This is a genomic window from Brachybacterium sp. sponge (genome assembly GCF_001613775.1).
In the GTDB taxonomy this organism is placed as follows: domain Bacteria; phylum Actinomycetota; class Actinomycetes; order Actinomycetales; family Dermabacteraceae; genus Brachybacterium; species Brachybacterium conglomeratum.
In genome coordinates this window covers 404,873-424,787 of record NZ_LRMP01000004.1, presented here as the reverse complement: position 1 = coordinate 424,787, position 19,915 = coordinate 404,873, and the positions used below count along the sequence as shown (strand labels likewise).

The window sequence follows — 19,915 nt, the reverse complement described above, 5'->3', positions numbered from 1 at the left end:
CCGCACCGGCGCCCGCCCCCAGCCCCACGAATCCACCAGCTTCCTGGTCAAGGAGAACCCCACATGTCGATCCTGGAGATCAAGAACCTCCACGCCACCGTCGAGACCCCTGAGGGCACCAAGGAGATCCTCAAGGGTGTCGACCTCACCATCAAGGGCGGCGAGACCCACGCGATCATGGGCCCCAACGGCTCGGGCAAGTCCACCCTCGCCTACGCGATCGCGGGCCACCCCAAGTACGAGATCACCGGCGGCGAGGTCCTCCTCGACGGCGAGGACGTGCTCGAGATGAGCGTCGACGAGCGCGCCCGCGCCGGCCTCTTCCTCGCCATGCAGTACCCCGTCGAGGTCCCCGGCGTCACCGTCTCGAACTTCCTGCGCACCGCCAAGACCGCGATCGACGGCGAGGCCCCCTCGCTGCGCACCTGGGTCAAGGACGTCAAGGGCGCGATGGACGACCTGAAGATGGACCCCGTCTTCGCCGAGCGCAACGTCAACGAGGGCTTCTCCGGCGGCGAGAAGAAGCGCCACGAGATCCTCCAGATGCAGCTGCTGAAGCCCTCCATCGCCGTCCTCGACGAGACCGACTCCGGCCTCGACGTCGACGCGCTGCGCGTGGTCTCCGAGGGCGTCAACCGCGCCAAGGAGAACACCGAGGTCGGCATCATGCTGATCACCCACTACACCCGCATCCTGCAGTACGTGAAGCCGGACTTCGTCCACGTCTTCGTGAACGGGAAGATCGCCGAGCAGGGCGGCCCCGAGCTGGCCGAGCGTCTCGAGGCCGAGGGCTACGACCGCTTCCTCGTCGGCGCCTGATGCCGCCGGCCGTCCCGCCCCGCACCCGCGCGGGGCGGGACGTCCGGACCGCGGGACCCGCCGCGGACCGTTCCGGACAGCCCGTCCGGGGACGGCCCGACGAGCCCCGTCCGCACCCCCTGCGGGAGCAGTCCCGCACCCCTTCCGGGAGGACACCATGACCGACCAGCAGACCCCGGCCTCGACCGTGAGCGCCGAGGACGTCACCGAGGCGATGAAGGACGTCATCGATCCCGAGCTCGGGATCAACGTCGTCGACCTGGGCCTCGTCTACGGGGTGACCGTCGAGGACGGCAACGCCGTGATCGACATGACCCTCACCTCCGCCGCCTGCCCGCTGACGGACGTGCTCGAGGAGCAGACCTTCGCGGTGCTGGACCCCATCACCGAGACGCACCGCATCAACTGGGTGTGGATGCCGCCGTGGGGCATGGAGAAGATCACCGAGGACGGCCGCGAGCAGCTGCGCGCCATCGGCTTCAACCTCTGAGCCGCCTCACCCTCTGAGCCGGCACGAGAGACCCCCTGACCCGCGATTGCGGGGCAGGGGGTCTCCTCGCTGCGGACGGGGCGGGCCCCCGAGCCGGCGTCAGCCGAGCAGCGTCGCCGTCTGCGTGAGCTCCATGCCGTGCGCCTCGGCGGTGCCGGCGTGGGTGAGGGCGCCCTCGTGGGTGTGCAGCCCTAGCGCGAGCGCGCCGTCCGCCCGCAGCGCGTCCCGCCAGCCCGCGCCCGCGAGCTTCAGGACGTAGGGGAGGGTCGCGTTGTTCAGCGCCGCCGTCGCCGTGACCGGCACGGAGCCGGGCATGTTCGCCACGCAGTAGTAGACCGCGTCGTGCACCCGGAAGGTCGGGTCGTCGTGCGTGGTGGGGCGGGAGTTCTCGAAGCAGCCGCCCTGGTCGATCGCGACGTCGACCAGCACCGAGCCCGGCTTCATCCGGGAGACCATCTCATCGGTGACGAGCTTCGGGGCGCGCTTGCCGGGGATCAGCACCGAGCCGACGACGACGTCGGCCTGCTCGATCTGCTCGGAGAGGTCGAGGGCGGTCGAGTAGCGGGTGAGGATGCCCCCGTGGTGCATCGTCGCGATCTGGGAGAGCCGGGAGACGTTCACGTCCATCACGGTGACGTTCGCGTGCAGCCCGTGCGCCATCATCGCGGCCTGCTCGCCGACGACGCCTCCGCCGAGGACGAGCACGTTCGCCTCCGAGGTCCCCGGCACGCCGCCCATCAGCACTCCGCCGCCGCCCAGCGGCGCCATCAGGTGGTAGGCGCCGACCTGCGCGGCGAGCCGGCCCGCGATCGCGCTCATCGGCGCGAGCAGCGGCAGCGAGCGGTCGGGGAGCTGGACGGTCTCGTAGGCGATGGCGGTGGTGCCCGAGGCGAGCAGCGCCTCGGTGAGCTGCCGGTCCGCCGCGAGGTGCAGATAGGTGAAGAGGATCTGGCCCTTCCTCAGGCGTCCGTACTCCTCGGGCAGCGGCTCCTTCACCTTCACGATCATCTCGGCCTGCGCCCAGACCTCGTCCGCCGTCGGCAGCAGGGTCGCGCCCGCGGCGGCGTAGTCCTCGTCGCTCACGCGGGAGCCGAGGCCCGCGCCGCTCTCGACGATCACCTCATGGCCGTGCATCACCAGCTCGTGCACGCCGGCGGCGCCCAGGCCCACCCTGTTCTCGTTGTTCTTGACCTCGCGGGGCACCCCGATGCGCATGTGTCCAGCCTCTCTGCTGAGCTCCCTGGCCGCGGTCACGGCCACCGCCCCCAGGATGACACCTCGTCGGCCCTGCGGGGGAGCCTGCGGATGTGTCCCCCGGCACCGTCGACGGGAATCCGGGCGACCGTTCGGCGCCTCGGCCCTAGACTCGATCCGGCCCTCCTCCGGGCCGTCCCCGTCCGAAGAGGAGCCCCACCCGTGATCACCGTGCACGACCTCGCCATCCGCGTCGGCGCCCGGCTGCTCATGAGCGACGTCTCCTTCCAGGTCACCGACGGCGACCGGATCGGCCTGGTGGGTCGCAACGGCGCCGGCAAGACCACGCTGACCAAGGTCCTCTCCGGGACCCTGGACCCCAGCGAGGGCAGCGTCGAGGTCTCCGGCGAGCTCGGCTACCTCCCGCAGGACACCCACAGCGGCGAGGACACTGAGCCGGTGCTCGCCCGGATCCTCTCCGCCCGCGGGCTCGACGGGATCCTGAGGAAGCTGCGCCGCGCCGAGGAGGAGATGGGGGACATGTCCCTCACCGAGGCCCGCCGCGAGAAGGCCATGAACCGCTACCCGCGCCTGGAGGCCGAGCTCGACGCCGCCGGCGGCTACGCGGCGGAGGCCGAGGCGAAGCGGATGGCCGCGAACCTCGGCCTGCCCAACCGGCTGCTCGAGCAGGAGCTCGGCACCCTCTCCGGCGGCCAGCGCCGCCGCGTCGAGCTCGCTCGGATCCTGTTCTCGCAGGCCTCCACGATGATCCTCGACGAGCCGACGAACCACCTCGACCACGACTCGATCGTGTGGCTGCGCGAGTACCTGATGAGCTACCGCGGGGGGCTGATCGTGATCAGCCACGACGTCGAGCTCGTCGAGCAGGTCGTGAACAAGGTGTTCTACCTCGACGCGAACCGCTCCGCGATCGACATCTACAACATGGGCTGGAAGCAGTACCTGCGCCAGCGCGAGGACGACGAGAAGCGTCGCAAGCGGGAGCGGGCGAACGCCGAGAAGAAGGCCACCCAGCTGACCGCCCAGGCGGAGAAGATGCGGGCGAAGGCCACCAAGGCCGTCGCCGCGCAGAACATGCTGAAGCGCGCCGAGCGCATGCTCGACGGCGTCGAGGGGGAGCGGCAGACCGACCGGGTCGCCTCGCTGCGCTTCCCGAAGCCCGCCCCCTGCGGCAAGACCCCGCTGATGGCCGAGGACCTCTCGAAGTCCTACGGCAGCCTCGAGATCTTCACCGGCGTGGACCTCGCGATCGACCGCGGCTCGCGCGTGGTCATCATCGGCCTGAACGGCGCGGGCAAGACCACCCTGCTGCGGATCCTCGGCGGCGTCGACGCGCCGGACACCGGGCGGATCCTGCCCGGCCACGGCCTGCGCATCGGCTACTACGCCCAGGAGCACGAGACCCTGGACCTGGACCGGACCGTGCTGGAGAACATGATGACGGCGGCCTACGAGCTGCCCGAGGTCGAGGCCCGCAAGATCCTCGGCTCCTTCCTGTTCACGGGCGACGACGTGCACAAGCCCGCCCGGGTGCTCTCCGGCGGGGAGAAGACCCGCCTCGCCCTGGCCGCGCTCGTCGTCTCCAGCGCCAACGTGCTCCTGCTCGACGAGCCGACGAACAACCTCGACCCCGCTAGCCGCGAGGAGATCCTCGGGGCGCTGGCGAGCTTCGAGGGCGCCGTCGTGCTGGTCTCCCACGATCCCGGCGCCGTCGCGGCGCTCGATCCCGAGCGGGTGCTGATGATGCCCGACGCCGTCGAGGACCTCTGGAACGCCGAGTACCAGGAGCTCATCGAGCTCGCCTGAGGCTCGACCGCTCCGCGCTCCGACCGTGCTCGCCGCCGCGCCGGGGGCGCTTCCGCCGCCGCGGCGGGGACGGCTCCTGCGACGGCGGCCGCGGGAGTTCTCCGCTCTGAGTTGCGCTCTTGTGACCTGCGTCATAGTCTCAGCTCGTCGGCACCGTGACGGTGCCCGCCCCGTCGTGGAGGACGGTGCGCGACCGCGCCGTCCGCCTCGACCCGACGAGGAGGAGCGAGACCGTGAGCGAACCCGTCCGCCCGTCCGGTCTGCGCCGGCTGGTCGCCGCCGGGGCCGCGCTCGCCCTGGGGGCGACGCTCGCGGCCTGCGGCTCGGCCGACGCCGGCCCGCCGCAGCTGACCTGGTACATCAACCCCGACAACGGCGGCCAGGCCCAGATCGCCCAGCAGTGCAGCGACGAGGCCGACGGGGCGTACACGATCACCACCTCGCTGCTTCCCCGCGACGCGGCCAGCCAGCGCGAGCAGCTCGCCCGCCGCCTCGCCGCGGGGGACAGGTCCCTGGACATCATGAGCCTGGACCCGCCCTACATCCCGGAGCTCGCCGAGCCCGGCTTCCTCGCCCCCGTCCCGGAGGACCTCGTCACCATCTCCACCCAGGATGTCGTCGACGGCGCCGTGCAGGGGGCGACCTGGAACGACGAGCTGGTCGCCGTGCCCTTCTGGGCCAATACCCAGCTGCTGTGGTACCGCGCGTCCGTCGCCGAGGAGGCGGGGCTGGACATGTCCGAGCCCGTCACCTGGGACCAGCTGATCGAGGCGGCGGAGACCACCGACAGCCACCTCGGCATCCAGGGGATCCGCGCCGAGTCGATGACCGTGTGGGTCAACGCGCTGTACGAGTCGCAGGGCCAGTCGATCATCGAGAACCCCGGCGCCCCCGCCGACGAGACCCAGCTCGCGCTCGACTCCCCGGCCGGCGACGAGGCCTCCCGGATCATCGGCACGATCGGCTCCGAGGGGCTCGCCGGCCCGGGCGCCACCACCCAGGACGAGAACGTCGCCATGGCCCAGTTCCAGGGGGAGCAGGGCTCCTTCATGGTCAACTGGCCCTTCGTCTACACCGCCACGCAGACCTCCGTGGACCAGGGCAGCGTGGACCAGGAGGTGCTCGACGACATGAAGTGGACCACCTACCCCCAGGTGAGCGAGGACCAGGAGTCCGCGCCGCCGCTGGGCGGGATCAACCTCGGAGTCGGCGCCTCGAGCCGGCACCAGGACCTCGCCTACGAGGCGATCCGCTGCATCGCCTCCCCGGAGAAGCAGGCGCAGTACTTCCTCTCCGACGGCAACCCGCCCGCCTCCACCGCCGCCTACGAGGACCCCGAGGTACAGGACGCCTATCCGATGGCGCCGGTGATCCGCGAGTCCCTCGAGCGCGCCGCGCCCCGCCCGCAGACCCCCTTCTACAACGAGATCTCCCTGGGCATCCAGCAGCACTGGACCCCGATCTCGGAGGTCGGCGAGGCCACCCCCGCGCGGTCCCAGGAGTTCATCCAGTCCGTGCTGCGAGGGGAGGCCCTGCTGTGAGCGAGACAGCCGCCGCGCCGAGGACCGGGACGGACGGCGCCTCCGGGCGCCGCCGCGCGACCCGGCAGAAGCCGCCGCTGAGCGACCGGGCCCGGGCGGAGCGCCGCCTGGGCATCATGCTGGCGGCCCCCGCCTTCGTGGTCATGCTGGCGGTGACGGTGTACCCGATCCTCCAGGCATTCTTCGACTCCCTGTTCTCCTACCGTCTCACCGCCCCGGACCAGCGCTCCTTCGTGGGACTGGCGAACTACGGTGTGCTCTTCACCGATCCTCTGTTCTGGCGGGACCTCGGGGTCACTGTGCTGATCACCGTGGTCACCGTCGCGATCGAGCTGGTGCTCGGCTTCGCCCTGGCCCTGGTGATGCACAACGCCGTCAAGAGCCTGCGCGGCCTGCTGCGCACCGCGATCCTCGTCCCCTACGGCACGATCACCGTCGTCTCCGCCTTCGCCTGGTTCTTCGCCTTCGACATCAACACCGGCTTCGTCAACGCCTGGCTGCCGGTGGTGGAGGACAGCTTCAACTGGTTCGGCTCCGCCGCGCCCGCGCTGACCGTCATCATGCTCAGCGAGATCTGGAAGACGACCCCCTTCATCTCGCTGCTGCTGCTGTCGGGCCTGGCCCAGGTGCCCGGGGAGCTGACGGAGGCCGCTCGCGTGGACGGCGGCACCCGCGCGGAGGTGATGCGCCGCGTGGTGCTGCCGAACATGAAGGCCGCGATCATGGTCGCCGTGCTGTTCCGGGCGCTGGACGCCTTCCGGATCTTCGACAACGTGTTCATCATGACCAACGGCGCCTACGGCACGGAGGTCCTCTCGCTGCTGGCCTATCGCACCTCGATCGGGCGGCTCGAGATCGGCATGGGCTCGGCGATCTCCGTGGTGCTGTTCCTGTGCGTGATCGGCATCGCGATCGGCGCGATCAAGGGCTTCAAGGTCGATCTGGCCTCGGGGGAGGGACGCTGAGATGAAGGGCATGACCACCCGGCAGAAGGTCGGCTGGAGCGTGATCACGATCGTGGTGCTGGTGTACACCCTCGCTCCGCTGGTCTCGATCCTGATGACCTCCTTCAAGGCCTCCGGCGACCTCACCACGGGGCGCTTCCTGCCCACCCGCTTCGTGCTGGACAACTACGAGCAGATCTTCGCCGGCAGCGCCCGCGACCTGTTCCTGCCCGCGCTGCGCAACTCCATCGGCATCACGCTGATCGCGACCGTCGTCGCGGTCGTGCTCGCGACCCTCTGCGCCTACGCGATCGCGCGCCTGGACTTCCCCGGCAAGCGCCTCGTGCTGGTCAGCGCGCTCGGGGTCTCGATGTTCCCGGTGATCTCGATCGTGACGCCGCTGTTCAACCTCTGGCGCACGATCGGGCTGTACGACACCTGGCCGGGCCTGATCATCCCCTACCTCTCGCTGACGCTGCCGATCTCGATCTACACCCTGGCGGCGTACTTCCAGCAGATCCCCTGGGACCTCGAGCGGGCCGCGCAGGTCGACGGCGCCACCAGCTTCGAGGCGTTCCGGAAGGTGATCGTCCCGCTCGCCCTGCCCGGCGTGTTCACCACCGCGATCATCGCGTTCTTCATCGCCTGGAACGACTTCGTCTACGGCATCTCGCTGACGTCCACCTCGGCCGCGCGCCCGGTCCCGGCGGCGCTGGCCTTCTTCACCGGCGCCTCCCAGTTCGAGGAGCCCACGGGCGCGATCTCGGCCGCCGCGATCATCGTCACCATCCCCATCGTCATCATCGTCGTGCTCTTCCAGCGCCAGATCGTCTCCGGTCTGACGCAGGGCGCGGTCAAGGGCTGACCCCAGGAGGCAACCGGCCATGGCCACCATCGAGATCCAGAACCTCGTCAAGCGGTACGACGACGGCTTCCCCGCCGTCAACGACGTGAGCCTCGACATCGCCGACGGCGAGTTCGTGATCCTCGTCGGCCCCTCCGGCTGCGGGAAGTCCACGCTGTTGCGCATGATCGTGGGGCTCGAGGACATCACCGAGGGCGAGCTGCGCATCGACGGCAAGCGCGTGAACGAGAGCGCGCCGCGCGACCGCGACCTCGCCATGGTCTTCCAGAACTACGCCCTGTACCCCCACCTGAGCGTGTACGACAACATCGCCTTCCCGATGCGACTGTCGAAGAGCAAGCTCCCCGAGGATGAGATCGACCGCCGGGTGCGCCGCGCCTCGTCGATGCTGGGGCTGGACGAGCACCTCGAGCGCAAGCCCGGCAACCTCTCGGGCGGTCAGCGCCAGCGCGTGGCGATGGGCCGCGCGATCGTCCGCGAGGCCGATGCCTTCCTCTTCGACGAGCCGCTGTCGAACCTCGACGCGAAGCTGCGCGGCCAGATGCGCACCCAGATCGCGCAGCTCCAGCGGCGCCTGGGCATCACGAGCGTCTACGTCACCCACGACCAGACCGAGGCGATGACCCTGGGGGACCGGGTCGCGGTGCTGAAGAAGGGCAGGCTGCAGCAGGTCGCCTCGCCGCGCGAGCTCTACGAGCAGCCCGCGAACCTCTTCGTCGCCGGGTTCATCGGCTCTCCTTCGATGAACTTCCTGCCCGCCCGGGAGGAGGGCGGGCACCTGCGCACCCCGATCGGGGACCTCGCGGCGCCCGAGCACGTCCTCGAGGCCGCCCGGGGGAGGGACCTGGTGCTGCTGGGGGTGCGCCCCGAGCACTTCGAGGACCTCGAGTTCGTCGACGAGGCGCTGCTGCCGCACGGCACGGAGCTCGCCGTGACGCCCACCCACACCGAATGGCTCGGCAACGAGCAGTACGGCTACATCGACTACGAGAAGGACCCCGAGGTGGCAGAGGTCCTCGACGAGCTCGCCCGCGATCTCGACCAGGACGAGATCCCGCCGCAGGTGGTGGTGACCCTCAGCTCCGCCAGCCGCATCCGCGGCGGCATCGAGTCCCGGATCTGGGTGGACACGCGCAAGGTCCACGTCTTCGACGTCGCGACGGGGGAGAACCTCACCCGCGACGAGGAGAAGGGGGCGGAGCTTACGCGCCGCGCCGCCGAGGACCGCCAGCGCGAGATCGAGACCGCCGCGGCGCTGGAGGACTGAGGCCGGCTCCCGCGCCCGTCGCGGCGCGGCGCGCCGTGCCCTGCGACGGCGCGGAGAGGGCGTAGCGTGGCGGACACCTGATATCCGCTGTGAAAGGCCTCCATGTTCGTCCTCTCCCTCTCCGGCCGTCCCGGCCACGGCCGCGCCGCCGGCGACCCCGTCCCCGCTCTGCTCGAGGCCCTCGAGGGGCTCGAGTTCCCGCTCGCCCCGGAGCGGACCGCCGGCCCGGACGCGCTCGTGCTCGCCTCCCGCGGCGAGACCGCGCTCGAGGCGATGCTGCGGGCGCTCGAGGTCGGGAGCACGGCCGTCGGCCTCGGGATCGGCGCTGTGCCGGGGCCGCTGCCCGGCTCGGTCCGCGAGCTCTCCGGCCCCGCCGTCGAGGCCGCCCGGGACGCCGTGTCCGCGGCGTCGACCACCTCCCAGGTCCCGCTCGCCGTCCGCGCCGCCGATCCCCGCCACGCCGACACCGCCGCCGACGTCGAGGCCGTGCTGCGGCTGATCGGCTGGATGATCCGCGCCCGCAGCCGTGGGCAGTGGCAGGCCGTGCACGAGCTGCGCGAGGACCCGACGGCCACGCAGGCCGTCCTCGCCGAGCGCCTCGGCGTCACCCAGCAGACCGTCTCCCGCGCCGTGAAGACCAGCGGCTGGCGCGAGGAGAGCGCCGCCCATCCGCTCGCCGTGCGACTGATGAGCATGATCGACCTCACGTCGACCCGCTGAGTCCGGCCCCGCCCCCGAGGGCGGAGGCGCCGCACGCTATCCTGGGGCCGCCCCGACGACAACCGAGGAGACCCATGGCGACGACGAACGACCTCAAGAACGGAATGGTGCTGGTCATCGACCAGCAGCTCTGGAGCGTGGTCGAGTTCCAGCACGTCAAGCCCGGCAAGGGACCCGCTTTCGTGCGCACCAAGCTCAAGAACGTCCTGTCCGGCAAGGGCGTGGACAAGACCTTCAACGCCGGCGTGAAGGTCGAGACGGCCACCGTGGACCGCCGCGACATGCAGTTCTCCTATCTCGACGGCGACATGTACGTCTTCATGGACACCTCGAACTGGGAGCAGACCAGCCTCACCGAGGAGGTCGTGGGCGACGCGAAGGACTTCATGGTCGAGGGCCAGGACGTCGTCATCGCCTTCCACGAGGGCAACGCGCTCTTCGTCGAGCTGCCCGCCTCCGTGGTGCTCGAGATCGAGTTCACCGAGCCCGGCCTGCAGGGCGACCGCTCCAGCGGCGGCACCAAGCCCGCGCGCCTGACCACCGGCCGCGAGATCCAGGTCCCGCTGTTCCTCAACGAGGGCGACAGCGTCAAGGTCGACACCCGCAGCGGCGACTACCTCGAGCGCGTGAAGTGACCCGAGGCTCGACCCCGCAGGGCGCCGACGACCGGCCCGCCCCGCGCCCCACCGGCCTCCCCCTCCCCACCCGGGAGGGGGCGGAGGTCGAGCTCGAGCGGACCGTCCCGGCCGCCGCGGACCGGCTCCACGGACGCTCCCGCGACCGGATCCGCGCCCTGGACGTGCTCTTCGAGGCCGACGCCAAGCAGGCCGACGTGCTCGACGTGCTCGCCGAGCGGCTCCGTCGCACGGCCGCGCAGACCCCGCTGCCCGAGCGCTCCCGCGCCCTGGTCGAGCTCTACGCCCCGCACGCCGTCGACATCGACGAGGACCTCTCCACGCATTCCCGCGACTGGCCGCTGCGCCGCATGCCCGCGGTGGACCGCGCGATCCTTCGCCTCGGCGCCGCCGAAGTGCTGCACGGCGAGGAGCCCGGCGCGCGCGGCGCGATCATCGGCGAGTACACCAAGATCGCCGAGGTCCTCTCGACCGACGACTCCCCGCGCTTCGTCAACGGCCTGCTGCAGCGGCTCGTGGACGTGCGCGGCCTGCTCGGCTGAGCAGGACCGGACCGCTCCGCAGCCCCCTCCGCCCCCGCCGGGCGCGTCCCCGTCCGAGGGGCGGGCAGGCGGGGGCGGACCCGCACCTGCCGACTACACTCGGCACAGCTCGCACGAGCACCCGACCCTTTAACGACACGTCCCGTGAGGCGTGGAAGGGAGAACACCGCATGACCAGCACCGACCCTGCCCTGGAGAGGGGAGCCGAGAGCTCCCGCGTCCTCGGCCCCGAGGAGATCCGGCGCGCGCTGACCCGCATCGCCCACGAGATCCTCGAGAGCGACCACGGCGCCGAGGACCTCGTCCTGCTCGGCATCCCGCATCGCGGCGTGCCGCTCGCCCGCCGCCTCGCCGAGCTCATCGCCCGCGCCGAGGGCCGCGCCGACGGCGCCGACCTCGCCGACCTGCACGGCGCGCTCGACATCACGATGTACCGCGACGACCTGCGCAGCAATCCCACCCGCGCGCCGAGCCCCACCCGGATCCCCGCCGCCGGCATCGACGGTCGCACCGTCGTCCTGGTCGACGACGTGCTCTACTCCGGCCGCACGGTCCGCGCCGCCCTCGACGCGCTCAGCGCCATCGGCCGACCCGCCGCCGTGCGCCTGGCCGTGCTCGTGGACCGCGGCCATCGCGAGCTGCCGATCCGCGCCGACCACGTCGGCAAGAACCTGCCCACCTCGCGCAGCGAGCGGGTGCACGTCCAACTCGCGGAGACCGACGGCACCGATGCGGTGGACATCGTCCGCCCGGCCCGCACGACGGGGGAGGGGCGCGCATGAGGCACTTCATCTCGATCGCGGACCTCCGCCGCGAGGAGGCCCTCGAGGTCCTCGCGACCGCCGAGCACATGGCCCAGACCCAGTCCCGCGCGATCCGCAAGCTGCCCACCCTCGTGGGCACCACCGTCGTGAACCTTTTCTTCGAGGACTCCACCCGCACCCGGATCAGCTTCGAGGCCGCCGCCAAGCGCCTCTCGGCCGACGTCATCAACTTCTCCGCCAAGGGCTCCAGCATCTCCAAGGGCGAGTCGCTGAAGGACACCGCGCTCACCCTCCAGGCGATGGGCGCCGACGCGGTCGTGGTGCGCTCGGGCTCCTCCGGCGCGGCGCACCTGCTCGCCCACGCCGGCTGGATCGACCAGCCCATCGTCAACGCCGGCGACGGCGCGCACGAGCACCCCACCCAGGCGATGCTCGACGCCTTCACCATGCGCCGCCACCTGCGGCCCGGCGACCCGCACGCGGGCCTCGACGGCCTGCACGTGGTGATCGTCGGGGACGTCCTCCACTCCCGCGTCGCCCGCTCGAACGTGCTTCTGCTGACCCTGCTCGGCGCCCGCGTCACGCTCGTCGCACCGCCCGCGCTGGTGCCCGTCGGCGCCTCCGCCTGGCCGTGCGAGATCTCCTACGACCTCGACCAGGCCCTCGCCACCGGTCCCGACGCCGTGATGATGCTGCGGGTCCAGCACGAGCGGATGGTCGGCGGCGGCTTCTTCCCGACGGCGGGGGAGTACTCCCGCCGCTACGGGCTCAGCGCCGCGCGCGCCGCCTCGCTGCCCGAGCACACGATCGTCATGCACCCCGGCCCGATGAACCGCGGCTTCGAGATCGCCGGCTCCGTCGCCGACTCCCCGCGCAGCGTCATCGTCGAGCAGGTCGCCTCCGGCGTGTTCGTGCGCATGGCCGTGCTCTACCATCTGCTCGCCACCGACGCCCGGGAGGCCCCCCGTGACCGCTGACACCACCACCGCCACGACCGGCTCCCCGGCCCCGCTGCTGCTGCGCGGCGGTCGCCCCTACGGCGAGGACGTGCAGGACATCCTGATCCGCGAGGGCCGCATCGCCGCGATCGGCGCAGAGCTCGAGGCGCCCGACGGCGTCGAGGTGATCGACGCCGAGGGCTGCGTGATCCTCCCCGGCCTGGTCGACCTCCACACCCACCTGCGCGAGCCCGGCGGCGAGGAGGCCGAGACCGTCGAGACCGGCACCCGCGCCGCCGCCCGCGGCGGCTTCACCGCCGTGCACGCCATGGCCAACACCACCCCCGTCGCGGACACCGCGGGCGTGGTCGAGCAGGTCGCGATGCGCGGCGAGGCCGCCGGCCGGTGCGCCGTCCGCCCCGTCGGCGCGGTCACCGTGGGCCTCCAGGGCGAGCGCCTCGCCGAGCTCGACGCGATGGCGAACTCCCGCGCCCGCGTCCGCGTGTTCAGCGACGACGGCAAGTGCGTGCACGACCCGGTGCTGATGCGGCGCGCGCTGGAGTACGTGAAGTCCTTCGACGGCGTGATCGCCCAGCACGCCCAGGACCCGCGCCTGACCGAGGGCGCCCAGATGCACGAGGGGCTCGTCTCGGCGGAGCTGGGGCTGACCGGCTGGCCGGCCGTGGCCGAGGAGTCGATCATCGCCCGCGACGTGCTGCTCGCCCAGCACGTCGGCTCCCGCCTGCACGTCTGCCACCTCTCGACCGCCGGCAGCGTGGACATCGTGCGCTGGGCCAAGCAGCGCGGCATCGCGGTCACCGCCGAGGTCACCCCGCACCACCTGCTGCTGACCGACGAGAACGTGCGCCAGTTCGACGCGGTGTTCAAGGTCAACCCGCCGCTGCGCACCGCCGCGGACGTCGAGGCGGTGCGCGAGGGCCTGGCCGACGGGACCATCGACATCGTCGCGACCGACCACGCCCCCCATCCCGCGGACGCCAAGGACCGCGAGTGGGACCAGGCCGCGATGGGCATGACCGGCCTCGAGACCGCGCTGAACCTGGTCCAGTCCACGATGGTCGACGAGGGCCGCCTCAGCTGGCGCGACGTCGCCCGGGTGCTCTCCGAGAAGCCCGCCGAGATCGGCCGCGACCAGGACCACGGCCGTCCGGTCGCGGTGGGGGAGCCGGCCCACCTGCTCGTCTGGGACCCGCACCCGGTGCGGGTCGCGGACCCCGCCGAGCACGCCTCCCAGGGCCGCAACTCTCCCTTCGCGGGCCTCGAGCTGCCCGGCGCGAACCGGCTCACCCTGCTCGGCGGCCGCCCCACCGTGCGCGACGGCGCGGTGGTGGAGAGGTGAGCGGGCGGATCGTCCCGGTCCTCCTGCTGGCGGTGCTGTTCGCGCTGATGATCGGCGCGATGGTGCTCGGCTGGCGCCGACGGGGCCGCTCGCAGGCCCATCTGCCGGCCCCGTCGGCCGAGACGCTCGAGGAGCTCGGCGAGGCCACCGCCCACGGGCCCGTCGGCGCGGTCTACGTCGACACCGTCCTCGCCGAGCAGCCGCTCGAGCGGGTCGTCGCCCACCGCCTGGGACAGCGCGCCCGCGCCGAGGTCAGCCTCGGCGAGCAGGGCACCTGGCACCTCGAGCGCGAGGGCACCGGGCCGCTCACCATCCCCGCCGCGGCCGTCCGGGAGGTCACCTCCGGGCCCGGCATGGCGGGGAAGTTCATCGGCGGCGACGGCCTGCTGATCATCCGCTGGAGCCTCGGCGACCAGCTCCTGGACACCGGCCTGCGCCTCGACCGGCGCACCGACCACGACCTCCTGCTCTCCCGGAAGGAGCACGCATGACCACCCCCGCCCCCGCCACCCCCAGGCCCTCGGGCCGTGCGCGCCGCGAGCGCGCGCTGCTGATCCTCGAGGACGGCACCGTGCTGCGCGGCTCCGCCTACGGCGCCCGCGGCGCCCGCTTCGGCGAGGTCGTCTTCACCACCGGCATGACCGGCTACCAGGAGACCCTCTCGGACCCCTCCTACGCCGGGCAGATTGTCGTGCAGACCGCCCCGCACATCGGCAACACCGGCGCGAACGCCGAGGACATGGAGTCCCGCCGCGTGTGGGTGCGCGGCTACGCGGTGCGCGACGCGAGCCGCATCGCCTCCTCCTTCCGCGCCGAGCAGAGCCTCGACGACCTCCTGATCAGCAGCGACGTGGTCGGCATCAGCGACATCGACACCCGCATGCTCACCCGTCGGCTGCGCGAGGAGGGCTCCGCCCGCGGTGGCATCTTCTCCGGAGAAGCCCTCGAGGCCTCGGAGGAGGAGCTGCTCGCCCAGGTGCGCGAGCAGCCGCAGATGGCCGGCTCGAGCTTCGTCGAGGAGGTCACGATCGCCCAGCCCGTCGTGCTCGAGCCCGAGGGCGAGGCGGTCGCGACCGTCGCCGCCGTGGACCTCGGCATCAAGGGCGCCTCGCCGCGCTCCATGCTCGCCCGCGGCCTGCGCGTGCACCTGCTGCCCGCCACGACCTCCCTCGAGGACCTCCTCGCGATCGGTGCCGACGCCGTCTTCTTCTCCAACGGCCCCGGCGACCCCTCCGCCGCGACCGACCAGATCGAGCTGCTGCGCGGCGTGCTCGACGCAGGCGTGCCCTTCTTCGGCATCTGCTTCGGCAACCAGCTGCTGGGCCGCGCCCTCGGCTTCGACACCTACAAGCTGAAGTTCGGCCACCGCGGCATCAACCAGCCCGTCCAGGACCGCGAGACCGGTCAGGTCGCGATCACCGCGCACAACCACGGCTTCGCCGTCGACGTGCCGCTCGAGGGCGAGCACAGCGCCCCCCACGACGGGGGCCGCTACGGCCGGGTCGTCGTCTCGCACGTGGGCCTGAACGACGACGTGGTCGAGGGGCTGCGCTGCCTCGACCTCCCCGCCTACTCCGTCCAGTACCACCCCGAGGCCGCCGGCGGCCCCCACGACGCCTCGCCCCTCTTCGACCGACTGGTGGAGCTCGCCGTCGCGCACCGCGCCGCCTCCGCCGACAAGGAGTCCTGATGCCCCGCCGTACCGATATCTCCTCCGTCCTCGTCGTCGGCTCCGGCCCGATCGTCATCGGCCAGGCAGCGGAGTTCGACTACTCCGGCACCCAGGCCTGCCGCGTCCTGCGCGAGGAGGGCCTGCGGGTCATCCTGGTCAACTCCAACCCGGCCACGATCATGACCGACCCGGAGATCGCCGACGCCACCTACATCGAGCCGATCGACCCGGACATCATCCGCTCGATCATCGCCGCGGAGCGGCCCGACGCGATCCTGCCGACGCTCGGCGGGCAGACCGCGCTGAACGCCGCGATCGCCCTGGCCGAGAACGGGACCCTCGAGGAGTTCGGCGTCGAGATGATCGGCGCGAACCTCGAGGCGATCAACAAGGCCGAGGACCGCCAGCAGTTCAAGGAGGTCGTCGAGCGGGTCGGCGGCGAGTCCGCCCGCTCGCGGATCTGCCACACCATGGACGAGCTGCTGGAGGCGGCCGACGAGCTCGGCTACCCGATGGTGGTCCGCCCCAGCTTCACCATGGGCGGGCTCGGCTCCGGCATGGCCTACGACGAGGCGGACCTGCGCCGCATCGGCGGCGACGGCCTGCACTACTCGCCGACCTCCGAGGTCCTGCTCGAGGAGTCGATCCTGGGCTGGAAGGAGTTCGAGCTCGAGCTCATGCGCGACAGCGCCGACAACTGCGTCGTGATCTGCTCGATCGAGAACGTCGACCCCGTCGGCGTGCACACCGGCGACTCTGTCACCGTCGCCCCCGCGCTGACCCTCACCGACGTCGAGATGCAGAAGCTGCGCGACCTCGGCATCGCGATCATCCGCGAGGTCGGCGTCGACACCGGCGGCTGCAACGTCCAGTTCGCCACCCACCCCGAGACCGGCCGCATCGTCGTGATCGAGATGAACCCCCGCGTCTCCCGCTCCTCGGCGCTCGCCTCGAAGGCCACCGGCTTCCCGATCGCGAAGATCGCCGCGCGCGTCGCGATCGGCTACACCCTCGACGAGATCCGCAACGACATCACCGGCACCACCCCGGCCAGCTTCGAGCCGGCGCTGGACTACGTCGTGGTCAAGGTGCCCCGCTTCGCCTTCGAGAAGTTCCCGGCCGCGGACCCGACGCTCACCACCACCATGAAGAGCGTCGGCGAGGCGATGGCCCTGGGCCGCAACTTCACCGAGGCCCTCGGCAAGGCGCAGCGCTCCATCGACGCCAAGGGCGCGTCCCTGGACTACACGGGCACGCCGCCGAGCGCCGCCGAGGTCGCCGCGCTCCTGGACGAGGTGCGCACCCCGACCTCCGAGCGCCTGGTCGCCATCGCGCGGATCCTGTGGTCCGCGGCGGAGGGGATCCTCGACCCCGCCGAGACCCTCGACCGCCTCGTGGAGGCGACGGCGATCGACCGCTGGTTCCTCGACCAGATGCTGATCGTCGCCGAGCTCGCCGCGGAGATCCGCGCGAGCGACGTGCTGGACGCGGACCTGCTGGGCCTGGCCAAGCGGCACGGCCTCTCCGACGAGCAGATCGGCGCGCTCACCGGCCGCAGCGGCGACGTCGTCAAGGGCGTGCGCGAGGCGCTGGGCATCAACCCGGTCTACAAGACGGTGGACACCTGCGCCGCGGAGTTCGCCTCCCGCACCCCGTACCACTACTCGACCTACGACCAGGAGACCGAGATCGAGCCCCGCGAGAAGCCCGCGGTGCTGATCCTCGGCTCGGGCCCCAACCGCATCGGGCAGGGCATCGAGTTCGACTACTCCTGCGTCCACGCGGCGATCGCGCTCGGCGATCCGCAGCTGCCCGGCGGCGGCTACGAGACGGTCATGATCAACTGCAACCCCGAGACGGTCTCGACCGACTACGACGTCGCCGACCGGCTCTACTTCGAGCCGCTCACCTTCGAGGACGTCGTCGAGGTGTACGAGGCGGAGAAGGCCGCCGGCCCCGTCGCCGGCGTCATCGTCCAGCTCGGCGGCCAGACCCCACTGTCCCTCGCGCGCCGCCTCGAGGCGGAGGGCCTGCCGATCATCGGCACCAGCCCCGCCGCGATCGACAACGCCGAGGACCGGGGCCACTTCGGCGCCGTCCTGGCCGAGGCCGACCTGCCCGCCCCGCCCTACGGCACCGCCTGGGCGCTGAACGACGCGATCGAGGTCGCCGCGGAGGTCGGCTATCCGGTGCTCGTGCGCCCCAGCTACGTGCTCGGCGGCCGCGGCATGGAGATCGTCTTCGACGAGGCGGGGCTGGTCGACTACGTCGGACGCAACCTGCCCGACGGGGGCCGCGCCGAGGCGCCGATCCTCATCGACAGCTTCCTGGACACCGCGATCGAGATCGACGTGGACGCCCTCTACGACGGCGAGGAGCTCTACCTCGCCGGCGTCATGGAGCACATCGAGGAGGCCGGCATCCACTCCGGCGACTCCGCCTGCACCCTGCCGCCGGTCACCCTCGGCGATCCGGTGCTCGAGCGGATCCGCGCCTCGACCCTCGCGATCGCCGAGGGCGTGGGCGTGCGCGGCCTGCTCAACGTGCAGTACGCGCTCTCCCACGGCGTGCTCTACGTGCTCGAGGCGAACCCCCGCGCCTCCCGCACCGTGCCCTTCGTCGCGAAGGCCACCGGGGTGCCGCTCGCGCAGGCGGCCGCGCTGCTCATGGCCGGCACCTCCATCGCGGACCTGCGCCGCGGCGGCGTGCTCCCGGCGACCGGCGACGGCTCGGACCTGCCCGAGGACTCGCCGATCGCGGTGAAGGAGGCGGTGCTGCCGTTCAAGCGCTTCCGCACCCGCGAGGGACGCGCCGTGGACTCGGTGCTCGGCCCGGAGATGCGCTCGACGGGCGAGGTGATGGGCATGGACTCGACCTTCCCGCTCGCCTTCGCGAAGTCGCAGCTGGCGATCTCCGGACAGGGCCTGCCCACCGCGGGCACCGCCTTCGTCTCGGTCTCCGACCGCGACAAGCGCTCGCTCCCGCTGCCGGTGGCGCGCCTGGCCGCGCTCGGCTTCGAGATCCTGACCACCGAGGGCACCGGGCGGGTGCTCGGACGCTACGGGATCCCCTGCCGCGTGCTGCGCAAGGCCTCGGAGGAGGGCGAGGGCGCGAGCGTCATCGACCTCATCGAGGCGGGCGAGGTGGACCTCGTGCTGAACACCCCCTCGGGCTCCAACGCCCGCGTCGACGGCTACGCCATCCGCGCCGCCGCGACCAGCATGGACGTCCCGATGATCACGACGCTGCAGGAGTTCCAGGCGGCCGTCCAGGCGATCGAGGCGCGCCCCGTGGAGCCCTTCGAGGTCCACAGCATCCAGGCCCACACCGCGCGTCTGCGCGAGGTGCGGACGGCCGGGGCGTCGGCATGAGCACCGCCCCGGCGAGCTTCGGACGGCGGCTGCAGGAGGAGACGGCCGCGCGCGGCCGCCTCGTCGCGGGCATCGACCCGCATGCCGCGCTGCTGGAGTCCTGGGGGCTCCCCGACAGCCCCGCGGGGCTGCGGGAGTTCTCCCGCACGGTGCTCGAGGCCGTCACCGGTCATGTCGCCGCGCTCAAGCCGCAGTCGGCGTTCTTCGAGCGCCACGGCAGCGCCGGCGTCGCGGTGCTCGAGGAGCTGCTGGCCGCGGCCCGCGCGGCGGGGGTGCTGACGATCCTCGACGTGAAGCGGGGCGACATCGGCTCGACGATGGACGCCTATGCCCAGGCGCACCTGCTGCCCGGCGCACCGCTGGAGGCCGACGCGATCACCGTCAGCCCCTATCTGGGCACCGGCTCCCTCGACCCCGCGGCCGAGCTCGCCCTGGCCCACGGCAAGGGGCTGTTCCTCCTCGCCCTGACCTCCAACCCCGACGGACCGCAGGTCCAGCACGCGAGGACCGGCCAGGACACGCCGGTCGCGCTGGAGATCGCGCGACACGCCGAGAGGATCGGCGGCGCCGCGCCGGGGGAGTGGTCGAGCATCGGCCTGGTCGTCGGCGCGACCGTCGGCGACGCCTACCGCCGCCTCGGCCTGGACGCCGCCGCGCCCTCGGTCCCGCTCCTCGCCCCCGGCGTCGGGGCCCAGGGCGCCGGACCTGCGGAGATCGCCGACGTCTTCGGTGAACGTGCTGGTCAGGCCCTGGTCTCGGTGTCCCGCGGACTGCTCGCGGCAGGGCCGGACCGGGCGGCGCTCGCACAGCGCGCGGTGGAGCTGGCAACGACCTTCCGCTGAGGCCGAGGAGCGCTCCCGCACGGGGCCCCGACATCGCCGGAGGACGGCGGCGTCGGGGCCCCGAAACGCATCGGACCTGGGACTTAGCGTGTCAGAAGTGCCCTCGGCCACGAATATGGGGTTA

At 72.1% G+C, this 19,915-nt stretch carries 18 protein-coding genes; 17 read left to right on the top strand and 1 reads right to left on the bottom strand.

Annotation, left to right across the window (positions count from 1 at the left end; translation table 11 throughout):
• The first annotated feature begins 63 nt into the window (after positions 1-63).
• Positions 64-819 (top strand): Fe-S cluster assembly ATPase SufC, encoded by a 756-nt coding sequence (sufC, locus tag A4A78_RS16445; RefSeq protein WP_010550636.1) that lies wholly within the window; start codon positions 64-66, stop codon positions 817-819.
• Positions 820-976: 157 nt separating this feature from the next.
• Positions 977-1,309 (top strand): metal-sulfur cluster assembly factor, encoded by a 333-nt coding sequence (locus A4A78_RS16440; RefSeq protein WP_010550637.1) that lies wholly within the window; start codon positions 977-979, stop codon positions 1,307-1,309.
• A gap of 99 nt (positions 1,310-1,408) precedes the next feature.
• Here the strand turns inward: A4A78_RS16440 and ald are convergent, their stop codons facing one another.
• Complete coding sequence (ald, locus tag A4A78_RS16435; RefSeq protein WP_062951072.1) at positions 1,409-2,524, bottom strand: alanine dehydrogenase; 1,116 nt, start codon at positions 2,522-2,524, stop codon at positions 1,409-1,411.
• 201 nt (positions 2,525-2,725) lie between these two features.
• On the opposite strand from ald, the gene A4A78_RS16430 reads away from it, so the two are divergent.
• The 15 genes from A4A78_RS16430 to pyrF all read left to right on the top strand — a co-directional run bounded on the left by A4A78_RS16430 (position 2,726) and on the right by pyrF (position 19,791).
• On the top strand, positions 2,726-4,330 hold the full coding sequence (locus tag A4A78_RS16430) for an ABC-F family ATP-binding cassette domain-containing protein (protein WP_062951071.1): 1,605 nt from the start codon (positions 2,726-2,728) through the stop codon (positions 4,328-4,330).
• A gap of 233 nt (positions 4,331-4,563) precedes the next feature.
• A complete protein-coding gene (locus tag A4A78_RS16425) occupies positions 4,564-5,871 on the top strand; it encodes an extracellular solute-binding protein (protein WP_062951329.1) in 1,308 nt (435 codons plus the stop codon).
• Positions 5,868-6,836 (top strand): carbohydrate ABC transporter permease, encoded by a 969-nt coding sequence (locus A4A78_RS16420; protein ID WP_062951070.1) that lies wholly within the window; start codon positions 5,868-5,870, stop codon positions 6,834-6,836. The genes A4A78_RS16425 and A4A78_RS16420 overlap by 4 nt, the downstream gene beginning before the upstream one ends.
• A 10-nt stretch (positions 6,837-6,846) precedes the next feature.
• Positions 6,847-7,680, top strand: a complete 834-nt coding sequence (locus tag A4A78_RS16415) for a carbohydrate ABC transporter permease (protein WP_062951327.1) — start codon at positions 6,847-6,849, stop codon at positions 7,678-7,680.
• Between the two features lie 19 nt (positions 7,681-7,699).
• Positions 7,700-8,947, top strand: coding sequence for an ABC transporter ATP-binding protein (locus A4A78_RS16410; RefSeq protein WP_062951069.1), 1,248 nt, complete (start codon positions 7,700-7,702; stop codon positions 8,945-8,947).
• A gap of 102 nt (positions 8,948-9,049) precedes the next feature.
• On the top strand, positions 9,050-9,667 hold the full coding sequence (locus tag A4A78_RS16405) for a helix-turn-helix domain-containing protein (RefSeq protein ID WP_062951067.1): 618 nt from the start codon (positions 9,050-9,052) through the stop codon (positions 9,665-9,667).
• A 74-nt stretch (positions 9,668-9,741) separates the two neighbouring features.
• Positions 9,742-10,302 (top strand): elongation factor P, encoded by a 561-nt coding sequence (gene efp / locus A4A78_RS16400; RefSeq protein ID WP_062951066.1) that lies wholly within the window; start codon positions 9,742-9,744, stop codon positions 10,300-10,302.
• Positions 10,299-10,844 carry a transcription antitermination factor NusB gene (gene nusB / locus A4A78_RS16395; protein ID WP_082835383.1) on the top strand — a complete coding sequence of 182 codons (546 nt, stop codon included), beginning with the start codon at positions 10,299-10,301 and terminating at the stop codon, positions 10,842-10,844. The genes efp and nusB overlap by 4 nt, the downstream gene beginning before the upstream one ends.
• Positions 10,845-11,014: 170 nt before the next feature.
• On the top strand, positions 11,015-11,626 hold the full coding sequence (pyrR, locus tag A4A78_RS16390) for a bifunctional pyr operon transcriptional regulator/uracil phosphoribosyltransferase PyrR (protein WP_062951064.1): 612 nt from the start codon (positions 11,015-11,017) through the stop codon (positions 11,624-11,626).
• Positions 11,623-12,585 (top strand): aspartate carbamoyltransferase catalytic subunit, encoded by a 963-nt coding sequence (locus tag A4A78_RS16385; RefSeq protein WP_062951060.1) that lies wholly within the window; start codon positions 11,623-11,625, stop codon positions 12,583-12,585. The genes pyrR and A4A78_RS16385 overlap by 4 nt, the downstream gene beginning before the upstream one ends.
• Complete coding sequence (locus tag A4A78_RS16380) at positions 12,575-13,906, top strand: dihydroorotase (RefSeq protein WP_062951057.1); 1,332 nt, start codon at positions 12,575-12,577, stop codon at positions 13,904-13,906. Before A4A78_RS16385 ends, A4A78_RS16380 begins: the two co-directional genes overlap by 11 nt.
• Positions 13,903-14,397 (top strand): hypothetical protein, encoded by a 495-nt coding sequence (locus A4A78_RS16375; protein WP_062951056.1) that lies wholly within the window; start codon positions 13,903-13,905, stop codon positions 14,395-14,397. The genes A4A78_RS16380 and A4A78_RS16375 overlap by 4 nt, the downstream gene beginning before the upstream one ends.
• Positions 14,394-15,596: a glutamine-hydrolyzing carbamoyl-phosphate synthase small subunit gene (gene carA, locus A4A78_RS16370; protein ID WP_062951054.1), complete on the top strand. Its 1,203-nt coding sequence runs from the start codon at positions 14,394-14,396 to the stop codon at positions 15,594-15,596. The genes A4A78_RS16375 and carA overlap by 4 nt, the downstream gene beginning before the upstream one ends.
• Entirely contained in the window at positions 15,596-18,949 is a 3,354-nt protein-coding gene (gene carB / locus A4A78_RS16365) for a carbamoyl-phosphate synthase large subunit (RefSeq protein WP_062951052.1), read from the top strand. The genes carA and carB overlap by 1 nt, the downstream gene beginning before the upstream one ends.
• Entirely contained in the window at positions 18,946-19,791 is an 846-nt protein-coding gene (pyrF, locus tag A4A78_RS16360) for an orotidine-5'-phosphate decarboxylase (RefSeq protein WP_062951050.1), read from the top strand. The genes carB and pyrF overlap by 4 nt, the downstream gene beginning before the upstream one ends.
• Positions 19,792-19,915: the final 124 nt, after the last annotated feature.

What these genes read in the sequence shown, in the direction of transcription:
- sufC (WP_010550636.1), top strand. Translation starts at nt 64, where the DNA reads ATGTCGATCCTGGAGATCAAGAACCTCCACGCCACCGTCGAGACCCCT.
- A4A78_RS16440 (WP_010550637.1), top strand. Translation starts at nt 977, where the DNA reads ATGACCGACCAGCAGACCCCGGCCTCGACCGTGAGCGCCGAGGACGTC.
- ald (WP_062951072.1), bottom strand. Translation starts at nt 2,524, where the DNA reads ATGCGCATCGGGGTGCCCCGCGAGGTCAAGAACAACGAGAACAGGGTG.
- A4A78_RS16415 (WP_062951327.1), top strand. Translation starts at nt 6,847, where the DNA reads ATGACCACCCGGCAGAAGGTCGGCTGGAGCGTGATCACGATCGTGGTG.
- A4A78_RS16410 (WP_062951069.1), top strand. Translation starts at nt 7,700, where the DNA reads ATGGCCACCATCGAGATCCAGAACCTCGTCAAGCGGTACGACGACGGC.
- A4A78_RS16405 (WP_062951067.1), top strand. Translation starts at nt 9,050, where the DNA reads ATGTTCGTCCTCTCCCTCTCCGGCCGTCCCGGCCACGGCCGCGCCGCC.
- efp (WP_062951066.1), top strand. Translation starts at nt 9,742, where the DNA reads ATGGCGACGACGAACGACCTCAAGAACGGAATGGTGCTGGTCATCGAC.
- pyrR (WP_062951064.1), top strand. Translation starts at nt 11,015, where the DNA reads ATGACCAGCACCGACCCTGCCCTGGAGAGGGGAGCCGAGAGCTCCCGC.
- A4A78_RS16385 (WP_062951060.1), top strand. Translation starts at nt 11,623, where the DNA reads ATGAGGCACTTCATCTCGATCGCGGACCTCCGCCGCGAGGAGGCCCTC.
- carA (WP_062951054.1), top strand. Translation starts at nt 14,394, where the DNA reads ATGACCACCCCCGCCCCCGCCACCCCCAGGCCCTCGGGCCGTGCGCGC.
- carB (WP_062951052.1), top strand. Translation starts at nt 15,596, where the DNA reads ATGCCCCGCCGTACCGATATCTCCTCCGTCCTCGTCGTCGGCTCCGGC.
- pyrF (WP_062951050.1), top strand. Translation starts at nt 18,946, where the DNA reads ATGAGCACCGCCCCGGCGAGCTTCGGACGGCGGCTGCAGGAGGAGACG.